Annotated in this window: 15 protein-coding genes and 1 pseudogene; 6 read left to right on the forward strand and 10 right to left on the reverse strand. The window is 60.8% G+C overall.

Annotation, left to right across the window (positions count from 1 at the left end; genetic code table 11):
• Positions 1 to 187 precede the first annotated feature (187 nt).
• Positions 188 to 589: a hypothetical protein gene (locus M4J40_RS16690; RefSeq protein ID WP_251755514.1), complete on the forward strand. Its 402-nt coding sequence runs from the start codon at positions 188 to 190 to the stop codon at positions 587 to 589.
• Between the two features lie 205 nt (positions 590 to 794).
• The gene (locus tag M4J40_RS16695; protein ID WP_251755515.1) at positions 795 to 2,111 is read left to right on the forward strand and encodes a tyrosine-type recombinase/integrase; all 1,317 of its coding nucleotides are present in this window, start codon (positions 795 to 797) and stop codon (positions 2,109 to 2,111) included.
• A 118-nt stretch (positions 2,112 to 2,229) separates the two neighbouring features.
• Here the strand turns inward: M4J40_RS16695 and M4J40_RS16700 are convergent, their stop codons facing one another.
• The 3 genes and pseudogenes from M4J40_RS16700 to M4J40_RS16710 all read right to left on the reverse strand — a co-directional run bounded on the left by M4J40_RS16700 (position 2,230) and on the right by M4J40_RS16710 (position 3,485).
• Positions 2,230 to 2,937, reverse strand: coding sequence for a TIGR02391 family protein (locus tag M4J40_RS16700; protein ID WP_251755516.1), 708 nt, complete (start codon positions 2,935 to 2,937; stop codon positions 2,230 to 2,232).
• Positions 2,938 to 3,143: 206 nt separating this feature from the next.
• A pseudogene (locus M4J40_RS16705) lies at positions 3,144 to 3,305 on the reverse strand (helix-turn-helix domain-containing protein); the annotation flags it as partial.
• Positions 3,306 to 3,344: 39 nt separating this feature from the next.
• Positions 3,345 to 3,485, reverse strand: coding sequence for a hypothetical protein (locus tag M4J40_RS16710; protein ID WP_251755517.1), 141 nt, complete (start codon positions 3,483 to 3,485; stop codon positions 3,345 to 3,347).
• Positions 3,486 to 4,317: 832 nt separating this feature from the next.
• On the opposite strand from M4J40_RS16710, the gene M4J40_RS16715 reads away from it, so the two are divergent.
• A complete protein-coding gene (locus M4J40_RS16715; protein ID WP_251755518.1) occupies positions 4,318 to 5,136 on the forward strand; it encodes a bis-aminopropyl spermidine synthase family protein in 819 nt (272 codons plus the stop codon).
• Positions 5,137 to 5,723: 587 nt separating this feature from the next.
• Here the strand turns inward: M4J40_RS16715 and M4J40_RS16720 are convergent.
• A complete protein-coding gene (locus M4J40_RS16720; RefSeq protein ID WP_251755519.1) occupies positions 5,724 to 6,302 on the reverse strand; it encodes an AAA family ATPase in 579 nt (192 codons plus the stop codon).
• 895 nt (positions 6,303 to 7,197) lie between these two features.
• Here M4J40_RS16720 and M4J40_RS16725 point away from each other — a divergent pair.
• Positions 7,198 to 8,556 (forward strand): metallophosphoesterase, encoded by a 1,359-nt coding sequence (locus tag M4J40_RS16725; RefSeq protein ID WP_251755520.1) that lies wholly within the window; start codon positions 7,198 to 7,200, stop codon positions 8,554 to 8,556.
• Between the two features lie 122 nt (positions 8,557 to 8,678).
• Here the strand turns inward: M4J40_RS16725 and M4J40_RS16730 are convergent, their stop codons facing one another.
• The 4 genes from M4J40_RS16730 to dhaK all read right to left on the reverse strand — a co-directional run bounded on the left by M4J40_RS16730 (position 8,679) and on the right by dhaK (position 14,070).
• A complete protein-coding gene (locus M4J40_RS16730) occupies positions 8,679 to 9,623 on the reverse strand; it encodes an ABC transporter permease subunit (protein WP_405030766.1) in 945 nt (314 codons plus the stop codon).
• 59 nt (positions 9,624 to 9,682) lie between these two features.
• Positions 9,683 to 11,182: a sugar ABC transporter ATP-binding protein gene (locus M4J40_RS16735; protein ID WP_251755628.1), complete on the reverse strand. Its 1,500-nt coding sequence runs from the start codon at positions 11,180 to 11,182 to the stop codon at positions 9,683 to 9,685.
• A 119-nt stretch (positions 11,183 to 11,301) separates the two neighbouring features.
• Positions 11,302 to 12,243, reverse strand: coding sequence for an ABC transporter substrate-binding protein (locus tag M4J40_RS16740; RefSeq protein WP_251755522.1), 942 nt, complete (start codon positions 12,241 to 12,243; stop codon positions 11,302 to 11,304).
• Between the two features lie 129 nt (positions 12,244 to 12,372).
• Entirely contained in the window at positions 12,373 to 14,070 is a 1,698-nt protein-coding gene (gene dhaK, locus M4J40_RS16745; protein ID WP_251755523.1) for a dihydroxyacetone kinase subunit DhaK, read from the reverse strand.
• A gap of 247 nt (positions 14,071 to 14,317) precedes the next feature.
• Between dhaK and M4J40_RS16750 the strand changes: the two genes are divergently transcribed.
• Together M4J40_RS16750 and M4J40_RS16755 are read left to right on the forward strand one after the other, a co-directional pair.
• The gene (locus M4J40_RS16750; RefSeq protein WP_251755524.1) at positions 14,318 to 15,115 is read left to right on the forward strand and encodes a class I fructose-bisphosphate aldolase; all 798 of its coding nucleotides are present in this window, start codon (positions 14,318 to 14,320) and stop codon (positions 15,113 to 15,115) included.
• Between the two features lie 10 nt (positions 15,116 to 15,125).
• Positions 15,126 to 16,451 carry an L-fuculokinase gene (locus tag M4J40_RS16755; protein WP_251755525.1) on the forward strand — a complete coding sequence of 442 codons (1,326 nt, stop codon included), beginning with the start codon at positions 15,126 to 15,128 and terminating at the stop codon, positions 16,449 to 16,451.
• A 3-nt stretch (positions 16,452 to 16,454) separates the two neighbouring features.
• On the opposite strand, the gene M4J40_RS16760 is transcribed toward M4J40_RS16755, so the two are convergent.
• Together M4J40_RS16760 and M4J40_RS16765 are read right to left on the reverse strand one after the other, a co-directional pair.
• Positions 16,455 to 17,204 carry a GntR family transcriptional regulator gene (locus tag M4J40_RS16760; protein WP_251755526.1) on the reverse strand — a complete coding sequence of 250 codons (750 nt, stop codon included), beginning with the start codon at positions 17,202 to 17,204 and terminating at the stop codon, positions 16,455 to 16,457.
• A gap of 235 nt (positions 17,205 to 17,439) precedes the next feature.
• The gene (locus M4J40_RS16765) at positions 17,440 to 18,828 is read right to left on the reverse strand and encodes an ADP-ribosylglycohydrolase family protein (RefSeq protein ID WP_251755527.1); all 1,389 of its coding nucleotides are present in this window, start codon (positions 18,826 to 18,828) and stop codon (positions 17,440 to 17,442) included.
• Positions 18,829 to 18,850 lie beyond the last annotated feature (22 nt).

Here is an 18,850-nt window from a genome sequence, read left to right on the forward strand (position 1 = left end):
AGCCAGAAGAGCCATTTCCGGGCGAGACTGTAGATTTCGATTTTCTTAAAGAGCCTTCAAAATGCTCGCCTTTTATATGGTGTCCGCCAACATTCTATAGTGCGGAATTTAGCTATCCTCAAACTCTCCGATCTATCCTTAGTTGAATTGGATTTCGTTGCGACCAACGCAGCGAAGTGGAGGTTTCATGTCGCGCAACGATTCATACCGCGGCGGATCAACGATCATTGGGCCGTGGTCGATCGACTGGTTCGGGCGGCCCAAGAAAAAACAGCCGGGTTCGCAGCAGGCGGATGCGGAAAAGCCAGTGCGGAAACAGAAGACCAAAGCCGAAAAAGCCAGGGCAAAGCAAGAAAGGGCAAAGGCCAAGCAAGCGAAAGCCGCTAAACGAGCCAAGCTCCAGAAAGTCCGCGAGAAAGAGCGCAAACAACTTGAGAGGCAGCCACAACCCACGATTCGAAAAAATCCAGACGAGGTGGCGCGAAGGATGAACAAGGCGATGGAGGGTGTCACCGTTTTACGCAAAGATAAACGCGGCGTTCCTCGTCCAGTCGAACAGGCCGTATCACCCAACCGACCGGAACTGTGAGCAATTTCCGAGCCCTCCGATCAGGAAGCCTGCAGAATCCATAATACACTGAATAAAAAAGACTTTTCCTGTTTATCGTCTCCGGTACAGCCTAACAAACGGTTGTCCGTTCTTCTGCTTCCCAATACGCTAGCTGCAAGCAGGGTGCGCGGATAAAGCGCACCTACCACACCGATGCAGCACAGTAATTCGCTGGTGGCGACCCATGGATCAGCCCAAACTGCCCTATGTCGTATTTTCCCGAGTGGATAGCCCTAGCCTCTGGATTCGATTCTCCATCCCGGGACAAGGGCAGAAACGCATTTGCCTCAAGACCGACAACGAAGAAGAAGCCAAGCGGCGCGCCGAGATCGAATACCAACGCGCCCTCTGGAGCGCCGAACAAGGTACGCTTCCGGGAAGGACATCCTTCGACAAGGTCGCACACCAGTATCTCGAAAGCGCCTCACTGGAGGCCGGAAGCAATGCGTCCAAACTCTCCAAGGTCGCAGCCGACCGAGGCGTGCTTGACCGCTATATGGTCCCCTTCTTCGGTAGAAGCCCCATAACAGCCATCAGCGTCCCGAAGCTTCACAGCTACATGGAATGGCGACGAAGCTACTGGACGAGCGGTCCTGGGGCAAAAGAGACGCATATCGCCTACGAGCGAAAGGGACGCAGGGTGATCCGTCCCGCCCAGCATATCGAGGCGACGCTGAGCACGCTGCGCCGAGAAGCCGTCACCATGCGGTCGGTGTTCAAACACGCTGTTCGGCTTGGCTACCTAAAGGCCTCGGACATACCCAAGATCGACCTAGTTGCCGAGGAGCGGAACAAGCGACCCTCCTTCACAGATGCCGAGGTTGCCAAGCTCATGCAGGTCGCAGAGCAACGGATGATCGACGTTCTCGCTCCTCAGCGTCGAGGCAAACAACAGCCGAATTCCTGGAAGGACATGGACGGCAAAGAGATCACGCCTTCTGTCAGCCGCGTCGCCTATGAGCGAACGGTGCTCTACTGGTTCATCAACATCGCGCTCGAAACAGGCATGAGACCGACCGAGCTATTCAACCTCGATTGGGGGCATATCGTTGGCTTCAAGGAAGAGCGAGACAAGCCAATCGTCGAGCAGCGCATTCGCATTCTGGCCTACGGCAAAGGCAAGAAGCCGCAACAACTTGTACCGAATATCGGTGCTGCCACGAGTTTCGCCGCCCTTTGGGACGCTTTCAAAAAAGTTCACGGACGGGAACCGAGAGACGACGAGCCGGTGTTCGTCAACGCCTCAGGGGAGCGAGCCCAATCCTACAAAAAGAGCCTCAATGCCCTTCTGGAAGCAGCCAAACTCAAGACCGATGTGTTCGGCCAAGTTCGTTCCGCCTACAGCTTCAGGCACACCTATGCGACCCGGCAGCTCAGGAAGGGCACGGACGTCTACACGTTGGCGATCAACATGCGGACGTCCGTCCGGATGATCGAGATGTACTACTCGGACGTCGTGCCGGAGGATTTGGCCAGACAGCTTGAGGGAAGCTACGACTGAGCAGGAGAAGACTAGCACTGCATCCACGCCAGCGAGCTCGCACAGAAGTTGGCAGCGTAACGGGCTTCGTGCCGGAGACACGGGCGGGGGATTTCTCCCGTCTTTTACTTTGGTGCCGTCAAGCGGACCGAGCGGCCACCCGGGCATCAACAATTCTGAGAAGGTGGCAAGCGAGCATCACGACTTCCATGGCCTCGGCCGGGTCATCCATCTGCACGTCGCGGTGCGAGTTCGGGTTCTTGTAGCTACCGATTGCGCCTGCAAACAGATGCATTCGGGCTTCTTGCTCACCTAGGGGGGCCTCCTTGTCTGTCAGCGATCCTTCGCCTGGCTTGAACGCCTTGCGCATGAGCTCGGTGCCTAAGGCATTTAGGCCGTGGCCCGATGCTTCCCTGACTGCCACCTCTACGGCCTTCATAGCCAGAAACACTGCAACGTCGTATTCGCTGCGAATGAAGGCGGACCAGACCTTATCCGCTATTTGCGGGTGTAGAGCTTCCTTCTGGAGGCTTCTTGCTTTCACGAACTCAGAAAACGCCCCCTCGTCTGTAAAGCTCTGGGCTCTTCTACTGAGAAGTCGGAAACCGTTCTGTCCGTTCATCCCCGGCGCCGGGATGAGCAAGCCTTGGACCTCAAGCCAAGACCAAGCTTCCGCGAGCGCTAAATAGAGGAGCTGAGAGTATTCCCTGGGGTAGGGCGTGACACCGTCACTTCTCAGAGCGAAGGCCTCGTCCTCGATGTTCGAAAGGTTCGGCGAGAACGAGTGCCACTTAATGCGCTCTTTGATCAGAAATAGGAGCTTCCCAGCCAACTCCTCGGCCTGCAACGCCAGGACATCGCGGTGACGTTGCCCCCAGGAATTATCCAGTTCTGAGTTCGTTTCTGGCGTTGGTCTTTTCCTTACGGACGGCGGTGTCGGGCGTCGGCGCGGAGCCTTTCTGCTCTTCGCTGAAACGACTGCGCTTCATGTCCTGGTCCTCTCGATGGGCCAGAACGAACTTCAAACCGGATTAGGCTCAAGGGGCAACGTCACTTCAGACCCGCGAGACCTTCGAGCTGGAACCGCCGCTTCCACTCGTAGAAGCTCGTCCGGTCCATGCCGCGACGGCGACATGCCTCCGCCGCATTACCCAGCTGCTCGGCCAGTTCCAGAACGCTCAGGCGCTGACGCGCCACTTTCTCCGGGGCATCCATGTTGCTTCCTCCCTATGCTAGTATTGCACGGAATGAAGCCTAAGAGGACATCTTGGCTTCGGCCATAGCCCTCTGTTCGGCGAGGGCAGAAATCACCTTGTCGCGGGCACGCTCAACGGGATTGTCGCTCGAACGAACGGGCTTGGCGTTGGTCAGCTTCAGGCTCTTCAGGATGCTCATTGTCGGGACCTCTATTTGTAAAGTCCCATCCCATCTACAGCCGTTTTCCAAACTCGCAACCAGTAGTCGGAATTGGTACCGACCCGCCTCGCGGACAGTGTTCTCACAATGCAAAATTGAGGACCAGTACTTGTGGCGATCAACCATCTCCTAATCAAAGGTCTTAGTGCAGATTAGGGAGCGTTAGCGCCGGCTTTCGGTATCGGCAACTCGCGAATGACGCCGACGCGAAATACAGAGCCCCATCGAGACGACACGCGCTAATTAGCTCGAAGGCGCAGAGAGAACTTTGCTACTTTAAAACAAGAGTGATGGGCGGGGCTAATACAGGCTGCCTCTTTCTACCGAAGCGGCTGAATAGGAGCCCCTCGGTCCGTTTGCCAGGGTTACCGCCCCCAATAGCCTGCATAAGGTGCCTTAACCGTGCCTGGTTGTTTCAAATCAACGGCCGAGCAATGACGGGTGTGGATATCGTTAAAATCTCCTGACGGCAGCTGCCCAGAAGAGCTTTTTAGTGGCGCATTAACGAGGTGTTGCTATTCTCCTAAACGCAATGTTCCCTATTTGTCCATCCTGGAGGCACCCGTTATGGACACAGCGCTTAACGCTTATCAACACGCCCCTCCGCTTGACGGCGCTCAGGAAGATGACCCGAAGGTGGCTTTGCTAAAGATTTGGCATGAAATGACGGACGCAGAGCGAAGCTCCGTTGTTCCGGTAATTTTACAGACTAGCCACCTTGGCCACGAACTAAGGTTTAAGTCCCTCAGCCAGTTGCCTCCAAAATTGTGGCGTAATATAAAGATTTAGGGATAACGGGGCTCGGCTGGTCATGTTCGGTGAGTATTTCACGCAACTTCTTCAACACTCCATCGAAGATATTGATCATACCAGCGCCATTCTACAACATAGAAATCGCCCTAAGGCCAACCGCGAGCATGACCAGATTTATATGCTCGCGGGAAGCCAGTTACAACAAGCAAAGCTTGTTGGGAGTTATTTGGCCGATAAGAGAGTCGTGTTTATGGGCGATGGGGACTGCATGTCTCTTTTAGTCGCCTATCTATCGACAAAAGGCATCGTTCCTAGACCAAAGCACATAACGGTTCTTGATTTCGACGAACGACTGTTGGATTTCATAAAATCTATGCGCACCCAATGTGGCTGGCACGAAGATATGTTTGAGTGCCATCAGTATAATGTGCGCTATCCTATTCCGGAGAACCTTAAGACGCGCGGCGACGTGTTCTATACGAACCCTCCGTATGGATTCTATAACAAGGGCTTGAGTAATCGTGTTTTTCTGGCGAGGGCCATGGAGTTTTGCAAACCGTCAAGTAGAGGCATTGCTATCCTGCCTTACAATGCCGATTCTGACGGCTCTCGAGAGGCAATGACAGAGACACAGCGGTTTATGAACTTGGCAGGGTATATAATAATAGAGATGATACTTGGACAGCACAGATACGACTTGGATGATCGGCCAGAGCTTAAATCTGGTACCGTTATTTTTGATAGAGTCTCTAGTGAGAGAACTATTTTTTCCGATCGAGAGCTCACCGAGGATGAAATGAAATATTTTTATAGCAGAACACCAAAGATGATCCCCAAATACATCTCGAGCGACGGCACGCCGATATATGATACTTAGTTCTCCGCTCGACCTGTCTCAACTTGGAGTTTTCTGCTGGAGCAAGATGCAGGCAGAGGCGGGCCAGGATCTTTCGACCATTATCACCAGAAAGAATTCTGAACGGGCTCTTGGATGCGGGCAATTCTACTGGGGCATAGGTACCTCTCTAGGGCAAACCTCGCGCATTGCCCGATATGATAACGGAAATTTATACGTTATTTTTTCTGTGATGAGGTCTAGACCCAAAAAGATTGATGTCACCCCAAGAGTAGTTGTCCGATGGAGGGCCTACTTCGATTCGGACGGCAGAGTTCGACCGCTACCCGAGTACGCGACCATACTTAGCCGAGGTGTGACTGGCGAGCGCGAGAAGCGCCATCATTTTGCGCTTTCGTGCCAATCGGAAGCTCAGCTCGCGCTCTCTGATTATGGCCCGCTGGATGATAGAGCTCTGTTCAACGTGTCGGGATCCCGACTTGGCCATTCTCAGGTAACCGCTCTGGTCAGAGCTTCCGGGGAAAGTTCATACGAGTCACGCTATCGGATCAACATGATTGCGAAACTAACCCCCCCGTATTGCGTACGATTAACTGATCCAGTCGCATTTACTTGAGCCGCTTTAACATTCTCTCGTACATTTCTAGCTGTGGGATTTCCGTATTGAAAAAGTATACGGGACATCCGCAGACAACCCCGTAGGTTAGCGCCAAGGAAGACTGAAGTTCCGTCATCATTCTCGCCTCTTCAAGAGTTACAATTCGGCGCCCCTTTGACTCAACAGCAGTACGAGATACTATAGTTTCCGGCGAAGCGAACAACACCCAGATCTCATTTATTTGAAGCTGCGTAATTACATTAATAGAAAAAGACGTAGAGCGGAAACCATATACTTCGTACGAAATGGCATGGCTATCTATAATCACATCCCCATAAGCCCGAGAATCCCGAATAAAATCGATCATCATCACATCCAAGTCCGCAATGTCCTGCGCACTCACCGCCGCGGACGATAGAGACCTAAGATTTTCGTGACTAAACGCAGATCTATATTTTATCTCCATGTATTCAATTAGTCTTTTACTGTACCTCCATACGAATAAACTTTCCTTTCTCTTTTCTATCTCGTCAACCGTAGTGGTCTTCCCGGATGCGGGGGCGCCAGTTAAGTATATGACTTTCGACATCATTTTCTCCGATGTCTCGACACTTCTTTCTTAACCTACACTGAGCGTTCCGTGGATATTCAGTGCATGCATCCCTTGCGCTAGCCCTTATGCATCGCAGCGAAATGCCAACCGGCTTTCAGCTTCCTTAGCGCAGAAAATCACCTTTTCTCGGGCACTTTCGATGGAGTAGTCGCTAGCTTGGAAGGGCTTGGCGTTGATCAGCTTCGGTTTCACCAGGATGCTTATTTTCGGAATTTCTAAGAGAGCAGTTTCCGCTCCATCGCAGTCGCATTCCAACCTGATAATCTAGTCAGTAAATAACACTAGATTCAACGCCAACGCTTTCTACCATTCAGAATAGACTACCTCTGTACAGATGCTTTTCCCAGCCCTCTCCCGGCGAGATTTGCCATAATACTATCAGATGTGAAGAGTTCCAACGCAGCACATAACTAGCACGCTTTAAATATGCTGTTGTTTTCATTATATATTTTCTTTCTCACCACAATTGGTAAGGGAGAGGTCGAGAGTTCAATCCTCTCTCGCAGCACCATTAATCTCTTGAAATCGCTGACGTTTTCCTGAGAATTCCGCAGGTTTTCCGGTCAAAACGGGCTAGCACGCTGTTAGCACGAGGTTGTCCTGCTTATTGTTTTTCAATAAGTTAGCTGCCCGCCTAGACTTCACTCCGTGCAATACTCGCTTTGGGAGGAAGCAGCATGGATGCTCCGGAGAAAGTGGTGCGTTAGCGCTTGAGCGTTCTGGAACTGGCTGAGCGACTGAGTAACGCGGCAGAGGCCTGTCGCCGTCGCGTCACAAAACGATCACTGGAAAAACCGGTTATGCCACGGCATGAACGGATCGAACCAGGCCGATCACCGGCCGTCACTCCGCAGCAAGAGGAACGCATGACATGCCCGAGATCACCATCGCGCGCCGCACGGCGCTGAAGCTGCTCGCGGGCGCCTCCCTGCTGCCGATCGTCGGTCGCCCGGCCCTTGCCGATACCGCACCGGGCATCGACTTCATCGTCATTGCCGATCTGCACTCGGCCTACGACCATCTCGGCCAGTTGCTCGCCGCGATCGAGAACCACGTCGCGACGGCGTCGCGGCCGTGCGTAGTCCTGTTCAACGGCGATCTGTTGGAAGTCGGCAACGCCGTCGCCAAGCGTTCGAACGGCGCGATCGACTGGGCCTTCCTCGAGGCGCTTGCCGATATCGCCCCGACGGTATTCAACCTCGGAAACCACGAGCCCGATCTCGACCCCGACCTCGCCCACTTCGTCACTCGCGCAGGCGACCTCGGCATCACGGTGCTGACCAACATCGTTGACGCCCGCACCGGCGCCGGCTACGCACCGGCAAGCGCCTCGCTCGAGGTCGGCGGCCAAAGGGTGACGATCGCTGCTTGCGCCACCGACAACCTGTTCACCTATCCGAAGCCGACTCGCCCTCAACTGTCGATCCCGAAGCCGGCCGAATGGGCGGCCGCGAACCTGCCCGGCCTGCTCGGAACCGGCGGCATCAACGTCTTGCTGAGCCACGCCGGCGTCGTGGCCGACAAGGCGATCCTGCCGCTGCTGGCCGACGGTACGCTCTTCGTCGGCGGCCACGACCACCTCAATCTTGTCCATGCCGAGGGCAACACCCGCTATCTGCACACCGGCAGCTGGTCGGAAGCGCTGACGGTGGCCAGCGTCGCCGGACCTGGCGCCGCCGCCGAGATCAGGCGGATCGACATCGACCCAGCGGCGCCGGCGTCCGACCGGTTGGCCGGACTGATCGCCGATGTGCTCGCGGAGCACCTCACCAAGGACGATCTCGCTCCCGTCGGCCACACCGATGCCGCGCGATCGGCCGATGAGGCCGGCCTGTTCGCAGCCGCGTCGCTGGCCGCCGCCGTCGGCGCCGACGCCGGCTTCATCGGCCACACCACCTTCGGCGCCGGCCTGCCCGCGGGCCCCGTGTCGCGCTACGCCTTTGACGCCTGCGTCCGCTTCGAGGGCAAACTGATGACCGCCGAGGTCGACGCAGCGACGCTTGCCGCCATCCTGGCGCGCTGCAACCAGTTCGGCGACTTTCCGTTCGCCGCCCGCACCGGCGACTACCTTTACGCAGCCAAACCGAACGGTGACAGGGCGCACTACCGCTTGGTCTGCAACGATTGGGCGGCCACCAACCAGCGCGCTTACTTCGGCCGCGACGACCTTGCCTTCACGGAAGTGCCGGATCGCAAGGTCAAGGCAACGGTGATCGCCGCCCTCGGCTGAACGGCGCCGGATCTGCGACGCTCCGACGCGAGACGTGACATCACGGCTCGCCGAACTGGTCGGCGACCTCGGCAAGGCCTACGACTTTCTGACTCACAATGCCGGTGCGTGACGTTCAGGCGTCATCCGCGCGACCGATGATAGCGGTCGAGCGCGACGGCGGCGATGATCACCAGGCCCTTGACGATATACTGCCAAATGTCGGAGACGCCGACCAGGATCAGTCCGTTGGTCAGGACGGCGATAATCAGTGCGCCGATCAGCGTGCCCCAGATCGAGCCGATGCCACCGACGAGGCTGGTGCCGCCGAGGATGACGGCGGCGATGGCATCGAGTTCATAGGCCTGTCCGAGCTGGAGACCGTTGGCGGCGTAGAGCCGGGCCGCGCTCAAAACTCCGCCGAGGCCGGCGAACATGCCCGAGATGGCGTAGACGAAGACGAGCACAGCCGCGACGCGGATGCCGGCAAGGCGCGCGGCGTCCTCGTTGCCGCCGATGGCATAGATGTAGGTTCCGAGCACCGTCTTTCGCAGGATCACCCAGGAAACGAGGATGCCTGCAAAGGCGATGATGACCAGCCAGGGCACGCCGAACAAGGCGCCGTTGCCAATGAAGGCGAAGGGCATCGAGGTATTGAAGACCGTCGTATCGTTGCCGATCAGTCGGGCAAGGCCGCGCACCGCCGTCAGCGACCCAAGCGTCGCTATGAATGGCGGCAGCTTGACGACGGCCACCAGCAGCCCGTTCGCAAGACCGCAGAGCAGACCGACACCGAGACCGGCGGGAATGCCGAGATAACCCCAGCCGGGAATGAGCGAGCTCAGCACGGACACCATGGCCGAGGCGGCAACGATCGACCCGACGGAAAGGTCGATGCCTCCGGTCAGGATAACGAATGTCATGCCCGAAGCGAGAGTGGTGTTGATCGCCGCCTGCTGCATGACGATCGACAGGTTGACGAGCGTGATGAAACGCCCCGACAGCAATTCGAAGCCGATGCAAAGCAGGATGAGGATCGGCAGCATGCCGAACAGCTGGATGGCGGTCTGCAGGCGGTCGGCCCGCACCGGCGAGCCGACGCCGGCCGTGTTGATTGTGTTGGACAACTGAATCTCCCTCCGCTTGCTCAAGCGTCGATGGCGGCGGCGCCGGTCGAGTAAGCCATGATGGCCTCCTGCGCGATCGGACGTTCTGGCGTTGCGTTTATCTCGCCGACGATCCGGCCGTCGCGCATCACCAACACCCGGTCGGCGACGCCGATCACCTCCGGCAGTTCGCTCGAAATCATCAGCACGCCGATGCCGTTTGCCGCGAGATCGTCGATCAGGCGGTAGATCTCCGACTTGGCTCCGACGTCGACGCCGCGCGTCGGCTCGTCGAGGATCAGGACGCGGGGCTTGGTCTCCAGCAGGCGCGCCAAAAGGACTTTCTGCTGGTTGCCTCCCGACAGCGCCCCGGCCTTCGCCGTCATGCCGGTGGCCCGAACCGCCAGCGCGGTCATCGCCCGACCGGCCCGTTCTCGGGCCTGGGTGACGTTCGAGAAGCCGCCGTAACGGGCATCGCCAGCAGCAACGTTGATATTGATATTGTCGCTGATCGACATGTCGAGGAAGAGACCGAGCCTACGGCGATCCTCGGTGAGATAGACGATGCCCGACGCGATGGCGTCTTGCGCCCGGCGTATGTCGACCGGCTGGCCGTCGATGGCGATGGTCCCGTGGCTCTTCGGATCGGCGCCGTAGACCAGACGGGCCAGTTCTGTTCGACCGGAACCGACCAGTCCGGCCAGGCACAGCACCTCGCCAGCCTTCAGATCAAAGGAGCAGCCGTGAATGCGCCGGCCGTCGCCGATCTCGCGCACCGACATGAGAGTCCGCCGGTCGGCGGTGGGGCGGTGGTCCTTCTTGTAGAAGGAAGAGACGTCGCGACCGACCATCATCGCCACAAGGCGCTCGGCGGTGATTTCGTCGCGGGCGAGCGTGCCGACATACTGACCGTCGCGCAACACGCTGACCCGGTCGGAGAGGGTGTAGATCTCTTCCATGCGATGGCTGATGTAGATGACGCCGATGCCATCGACCTTGAGGCTGGCGATAATCTCGTAGAGCCGCTCGGTCTCGAGCGTCGACAGCGACGTCGTCGGCTCGTCCATCACAAGAATGCGGGCGTCGGAGGCAAGCGCCCTGGCGATCTCCACCAGTTGGCGTTCGCCGAGCGAAAGACGCGAGACCACCGTCGAGGGCGAAAAGGCAAGGCCGAGGCGGGAGAGGACGTCGCGACAGGCGATTTCCTGCGCCCCCTTGTCCGTGAAGACGCTGCGTCGATGCTCGCGGCCTAGGAAGATGTTCTCGGCCACCGTCAGGTTGGGGGCCAGCGACAGTTCCTGATAGATGACGGCGATGCCCGAGGCGCGGCCGGCCTCCGGCCCGTCGATGCTCGCGAGGGTACCGTCGATCAGGATGGATCCGCCGGGATCGGCGCGATAGGCGCCAGACAGGATCTTCATCAGCGTCGACTTGCCGGCGCCGTTTTCGCCCATCAGCGCGTGCACCTCGCCACGACGGACCGAAAGCGAAACATCCTTCAGCGCGGCCATACCGCTGAAGGTCTTGCTGATGTGGCGCATCTCGAGCAGAGGCGCCGCCCCGTCCGTCGGTTCGTTCACGGCTTTTTCTCCCGATCGGTCAGCTGTCCAGGAAATACCGCCGCGGCAGGGGGGAGCGCCGCGGCGGCAGGTTGCTGCCGTCAGCGTTCGGCATCCCATCCGATGTAGCTGTTCACGTTGTCAGCCGTGACCAACTTGGTGTCGAGCAGCACCGGCTCCGAGGGCTGGCTCTCGCCGCGGAACACGGCCAGCGCCATCTCGGTGGCCTTGGCAGCCATCGCATAGGGATCCTGGGAGGAAGAGGCGACGATCCGGGTATCACCCGACTTGAGGGCGGCGACGACATCGGGAGCGCCGTCAACGCCGGCAATGATCATCTCCTGCCGGTTGAGCTGCTTGGCAGCGAGATCGGCGCCGAGGGCGGTCGGATCGTTGGCTCCGAACACGGCGTCGATATGGGAGAAGCGGGTCAGAAGACCCTGCATGACGGCGAAGCCGCCATCGCGGGACGCCTTGCCGTCCTGATTGTCGGACAGGATCTTGATGTCCGGATATTCGGCAAAGGCCTTCTTGCAACCGGTGACGCGGTCGATGATCGAGGATACCGGCGGGCCATTGATGATGACGACGTCGCCTTTGCCCTTCAGCTGATCGGCCAGATACTTGCAGGCCATCTCGCCGGCCTGGACGTTGTTGGTCATCACCGTCACGTCGGCACCGTTGGCCGAGACGTCGAAGGCGCCCACGGTGATGCCCGCCGCCTTGGCCTTGGCAATAGCCGGCGAAATGGCGTTGGCATCGACCGAGTTGATCAGGATCAGACCGACACCCGAAGCGATGAAGTTGTCGATCTGGGTGGCCTGCTTGTTGAGATCATAGTCGGCGCCGATCACCGTCACATCGGCACTCGGAGCGGCCTTGACGACCGTGTCCTTGGCGCCCGCCACCAGCGGAACGAAGAACGGGTTGCCGAGCGTGCCGACTGTGATACCGACACGTTCGGGAACCTTGTCGGCAGCGGCCGCCGGAAGCGCCGCGAGCGCGAACGCGGCGGCAGCCATGAGATACGTTGCTGGCTTCATTTTGGGGTCTCCTCCTTTTTCGAACGGTACGGCGGATCGTCGCCGCCGCATCGCCCTTGGCAGACAAGCGGTCTGCATTCCGGAACGGCCGTTCGCTACCTCCAGAACGGCCGCACCAAACTCACATCGTCAGGCGCTTTTCGGGGCAATGGCTCTCCCAATGGCCGACAACCAGACGACCACCGCCTCCGCCCCGGGATCGGGGTGGCCGACCGCGCGATCGCCGAGATAGCTTGATCGTCCGCGACGCGAGGTGATGGACGCGGTTGCCGTTGCGCCTGCGGCGGCAGCTTGAATGGCTGCGGCGAGAGCGCCGCGCGCGTCATTACCTTCCACTTCCAGTGCCTCGACCGCCGGCACCAGAGCATCGAGCATGGTTCGGTCGCCAACGCGGGCATCGCCGAGCCTGGCTACGGCGTCCGCAGCGGCCTTGAGCGCCTCGCCCCAAGCGACCTCGCCCCCCTTCCCGCGCTCCACCGCTGCGGCGGCGCTCATCAGACCGACGGCATAAAGCACGCCGGACGTGCCGCCCACCGACTTGCGGACTGTCGCCGACAGGCGGCGCAAGGCCGCCGACCTGTCGAGATGGCGGTAATCATCGAGCTCCGCCAGGATGGCCTGCGAGCCACGGGCGAGGTTGAGACCGAGATCTCCGTCGCCGACCGCCTGATCGAGGGCGGTGAGACGAGGTTCGTCGGCGATCAGGGCCTTCGCGGCCGCTTCGATGGCGGCGACCAGCATCCCATCACCCTCACCGCCTCTTCGGGCACTTTCGGTGTTTGGAACAGGCACGACAACCGGCGCGGAAAGGGACAGCGGCGCTGCCGAGACGGGCCAGGCCGACGCCGACGTGCGCGCATCGAGAAGGCCGAGGAGTTCATCGTCGACGACCAGTGCCGACAGCGAGAAACCGGCCATGTCGAGAGCGGTCAGGAATGCTCCCGTCCACATGCGCGACACGCGAACGCCCAGCGCCTCGGCGGCGCGAACCGCCTCGCCGGCAACGATGGACATTTCCATCGACGGCGTCGCGCCGAGATTGTTGACGAGCAGCGCCACGCGATCCCCGGCCTTGATGCCACGATCTTCAAAGATGCGACCGATCACCGTCGACACAAGGGCGCTGGCAGGCTGTAGCCGGTCACGACGAACTCCCGGTTCCCCATGGATGCCGAGACCAAACTCGACTTCGTGGTCGGCAAGTGAGAAGCCGGGCCGCCCGGCGGCTGGCACCGTGCAAGGACTGAGACCGACCCCCATCGAACCGACCGAGCCAATCACCCGGCGGGCCAGTTCGGCCACTTCGTCGAGCGGCTTGCCAGCGGCGGCGGCCGCTCCGGCCACCTTATGAACGAGAACCGTACCGGCGATGCCGCGCCGCCCGGCTGTGTCGCTGCCCGTCGCCAGCGAAACGTCATCGGCCACGATGACCATCTCGACGGGAATGCCCTCGGCACGGGCGATTTCCGCGGCGAGGCCAAAATTGAGCCGGTCGCCGGTATAGGACTTCACGATGAGGAGCACACCATCCGGTCCGCCAACTGCCCGGATCGCCGCCAGGACGGCGTCGGTGGACGGCGAGGTGAAGACGTCGCCGCAGACGGCGGCGGTCAGCATTCCTGCACCAACGTAGCCGGCATGGGCCGGTTCATGCCCCGAACCGCCTCCCGACACCAGGGCCACCTGACCCGAAGAGCGGATGGCATCGAGATCGGCGCGGACGATCACTCGCTCACCTGCGATGCGACTGAGGCCATCGACCGACCGGACGAGACCGTCGATCATGTCGTCGACGACGGTGCTGACGTCGTTGATGAGCTTCTTCACGCCTTCCTCCCGCTCGCGATGCGCAGCTGTCAGCCCGCCAAACCGCTTGGCATGACTGTACGGACAAGACGGACATTACGTTCGGCCTTGAGCCCTTGTCAAGCGGTATTGACGTGGCATCACGCAAAAGGTACAGATGTCTTGTCCGTACAATACAGACAAAAATGTTCTGCGAGCAACCGCGTCCAGCGATACGCTGCCGTTCCCCGTGCTCGGTCGGGACTCAAGAAAAACGAGGAGATGAACCATGGCCCACCACCGGCTCTCGACGAGCTACCGCATGAACCGGCTTTTCCACGAAGATCGAGCGGCGCTGATCGTGCCGGTCGACCACGGCGTCGTCTGGGGTCGTGTTCCTGCTCTGGAGTCACCAGTCGACGTCATCAAGAGCTATATGCAGGAAGACGTTACCGGCTTCATGGTGACCACCGGCATCGTCCGTGCCACCGAGGCACTGCTGGCGCGGCAATCCCAGTTTGCCCGCGTGCTGGCCATCGACGCCTTCTGGTCGACCAAGACACCTGAAAAGGGCACCGGCACCATCGTCGCGCAGCTCGAGGACGCCGTCCGCCTCGGGGTCGACTGCGTGAAGCTGCTGCTGCCCTGGAACGTGTCCGACGAAGAGAAAGTGCTCTACTGCGAGCGCATCGGCCGCGTTATCTCCGAAGCGGTGAAGTGGGAGATGCCAGTCATGGTAGAGCCGGTGCTGCTTGCCGCGCCTCGCTCGCCGGAAGTCGTAAAGCAGGAGATCGAGGTGGCGCGCATTGCCTTCGATCTTGGCGCCGACATCATCAAGATCACCTTCCCCGGAGCCGAGGAGACCGCCCGCCTCGTCGAAGAACTGCGCATCCCGATCGTCATTGCCGGCGGCGCACTGTCCGGTGACGCAAAGACGACGCTGACCGACTCGGAAGAGGTGATCCGGGCCGGCGCGCAGGGGCTGGTCATCGGCCGCAAGGTCTGGCAACGGCCGGAAGCCGAAGCCAAGGAGACAATCCGCGAGCTGGCGCGCCTCACGCGTCAGCACTATACCCGCCACTGGTAAGGAAGGTGCGATGTCCGAGCTCTTCTGCGGCATCGATGTTGGCTCCACCAACATCAAGGTGATCCTGGTCGATGACCGACGCGGCGTCATCGCCCGTCGCCATCGGCCGACGCCGCGGCTCGGGCAAGACAATCCACCTGCGAGAGCTGCTGACGTTGCGCCGAATGTTCTCATCCATGCGCTTGAGGACATGATCATCGACGCTTGGCGGGCAGCGTCCGGCGGGCAGCCGATCGCTGCCATCGCCGCGGCCGGGGTCGGCGAGGATGGATTCCTCGTCGACGCCGGGCTGCGGCCGCTGACGACGGCCATCGCCTGGTTCGACAATCGCGCCGAGACGGAGGCGGCCTGGCTCGCCGCCGCCTTCGACCGCTCCGCCGACACCGGGCTCTGTTTCGAGCCAACCCGCACGGCAGCCAAATGGCTGTGGGTCGCCCGCCATCAGCCGATGGAGGCGTCGGCAACCTGGATGGCGTTGACCGACTATCCCGCCGCCTGGTGGGCCGGCGAGACCTTCATGTCGGAGACGCTGGCAGCGCGCACCGCCTGCTACGACATTTCCGGACGCGCTTTTCTCCCCGAGCTCCTTCTGGCAGCCCAAGCGCCAACGCTTCCGCCGGTTCGGATGGCCGGCGCGATCGTCGGGCATATGCGTGCGGGGCGTCTGACGCAGTCTGGTGCGGTGACGACCGCAACGCGCCTCGTCGCCGGCGGCCACGACCATCCGGTCGCCGCCTCAGTGGCCGATCTCATGAGCCCCGGTGCCATCGTCGACTCACTCGGCACCGCCGAAGTCGTCTACGCGGAAGCCGATTCTCCGGCGCCGCCTCGACCGGGCATCGTCCGCTCGGTTCCCGTGTTGCACCGCAGCCGCGAAGCGCGGTTCAAGGTGTTCGAGTTCGCGGCAACGCTGGCCGTGTTGAGAGTTCCAACGCCCGGCGGCGATCTGCTTGGCGAGTTGCTCTCCGCCGACCATATTCCCCTCGACGGCGGGGCCCACCCCGACACGATGGCACCCCAGGACATTGCTGAAGCTCTCGGCCGCGCAGATCCGCAAGAGGCTCGACGCATCGCCGCGCGGCTCCTGGTTGCCGCGACCGAGGTGACGGCCGGCATTCTCGACGATCTCGCTGCGTCCGGCATCGACAGCGGGCCGCTTTATGCGACCGGAGGCTGGAGCCGCTCCGACGCGCTAATGCGGTTGCGCGCCACCGTTCTCAACCGTCCGGTACTGCGAATCGGGGAACCCGAGCTCGCCGCCTTCGGCGCCGCCCTGATCGCCGGAGCCCGGCCGGATCTGTCACCCTTGCTGAAAGTCAGCGAAATATCCGCCTGAGGCTCACTCGCCTTCCATGGCCTGCGCCTCGACGGCGATCTTGACCACGTCGGATCTGGCGTAGGACCAGTAGTAATCGAACGGGCGACCATCCGGCCCGCGCGACAGCGAGCGGATCAGCAGCACGGGATCGCGCACGTCGAGGCCTAGGAAGCGGGCGGGCAGCTCCGGCGCCCCGACGGCGGCCACCTCGCGGCGCGCGCTGGAAATCTGGTACCCGGCGGCCCGAAGCGTCTGGTTGAGCGACTGAGTGCCCCGCAACACATCGGTGCCGGCCAGTGTTGCCCCGACTTCCGGTGGCATGAAGTTGGTGGAGTAGACGGCAGGCCGACCGTCGAGACAGCGCAACCGCTCGAGAATGAAGCCGGCCGCGCCCGGCTCAAGGCCAAGGGCATCGCTCGCCTCGCGTGGCAGCGGCTCCAGCCCGTTCCGGAAGACGGTGGTGTCCACCGTCCTGGTCCCATCCACCTCCGACTCGAAGAAGCCGCGCGTTACCTGCAGCATCCAGTCGCCCTGGCCTTTCTCCGCGACGAAGGCGCCACGCCGGGGGATCATCCTGATCAACCCCTGCTCCTGCAACGCGCGTAACGTTTCGCGAACCGTGGACCGGGACAGATCGAACGTACGGCAGAGATCGCTCTCCGACGGCAGGCGCGCGCCGGGGGACAACTCATTGGATCGAATGCGCTGCTCGATAATTCGGCTGAGCTGCTGGTAGTAGGGCTCGGCGGACGTGCGGTTGATGGCTTCCATGATACCTGGTGGTCCGTTCGTACGGACGAGATTTACAACACGTACAAGTATTTGACCAGAGCATATGGCCGAGTTCATCCCGTGCCGCGCCCGCTGGCAACGAGGCAAAGAGCAGCGTTTGTCGCCGACGGTCGAAAGCAACGCATACAAAGACACCGCCCCTTTCGGGGCAGTGTCCATGATGCCTACGGACAGGAAGTCCCCTATCCGCTCGCCGACTTTCAATGGGGCGCGACTATTTCCGCCACTTGACCACGGCGTCGAGGGTCTGGTCGACCAGTGCATCGAACGATATTTTGGCCGGCCGCCTCATATAGGTGACGATGTCGTCGGCGAGGAGTGGTGCCGACCAGCGATCAGCGATCACCGCCCTCCCCTTGGCGATGGCCAACACGCCGAGGATCTGCGCCGCATTGCAGTCGACGTCGTGACCGATGCCACAGACGATCTCAAGGGTGAGGTCGAAGTCCCCCTTGCCGAAATAAAGAGCGATCACCTCGGCGGCGGCGTTCGGATAGGCGTGAATCCAGTTGTACTCGACATAGCGGTCATCGCAGACGGCCCAGGCACCGCGCCAATCGGATGCCGCCTCGCAAGCCTGCAAGGCAAAGTCGAGCACGGCGCCATATTCGGTGTCGGTGCTGAACAGCGCGATCGTCGAAGTCAGCAACGAGCGGACATCCGGCTCGACAAAGGCGCGCGCGGCAAGCACGGCGTTGAACACCTCGCCGAGGATGCCGTTCCCGGCATGCGAGACTTCCGCATCCGTCCAGGCCAGGCGCGCCGCCTCGCGCGCCCGACCGGGAGCGACCATGCCGCAAATGATGCCGCGCATCTGGGCACCGATCCACTCGTCAAAAGGATTATCGGTCGTCGCGGTCTCCGGCGGCAGCAGCCCCCGGCGCATGCTGGACAACGCGATCGCCTCGGCCGACCAGGCCGTCGGGATGAGGCTGGTCCAGCGCTCGCAGATGTCGGCGCCGCTGATGCTCGGCCCTTCGGCCCCATAAGCTTCCAGGAAGGCGATCTCGAAGGTGATGTCGTCGTTATAGGTGTTGGGCTCGCGCACATAGGAGCGGATCGGTCCGAACACCTTGAGCAGGTTCTCGGCCGAGTAGCCCTCGAGAGCCGTTCCGGCGGCGGCCCCCACCAACTGGCCGAGCCAGCCGGCGGCCAGACGGTCCCGGAGTTCGGCGTCGTCATAGGTCGGCACGACATCGGCCGACCAAGCGACCGTGCGTTCGAACTCGGACCATGAGGCGTGCCGGACCGTTTTCTGCGACGGGTGGTCGGGATCCGGCCGTGCCGCCCGCATCAGCACGCGCAGGCGCATGTCGATGGTGTAGAGGCGCTCGAAGTCGCCGGCGGCGAGCGCCGCGAGCCCCTCGCTGAGAAGCTCCGAATAGGGAGCCAGAACGTAGCCCTTGTTCTCCAGCGACTGCAGCGCCGCCGCCATCAGATTCTCGGGCGCGGCCGAACCCGGTACGTTGCTCTTCCAGAACAGGGAGAGCAGGAAGTCCTGTCCGGCCATGGCAGCGCTGGCATCCCAGGTCTGTTCCTCCTTGCTGCGAACGACCGGCATCGTCTGTCGCAGGAGATCGCGCGTCACTTCCCAGGCTTTCATGGCTTTTCCCATCGGTTCTTGG

The organism is Pleomorphomonas sp. JP5, from assembly GCF_023721815.1.
Lineage (GTDB): Bacteria > Pseudomonadota > Alphaproteobacteria > Rhizobiales > Pleomorphomonadaceae > Pleomorphomonas.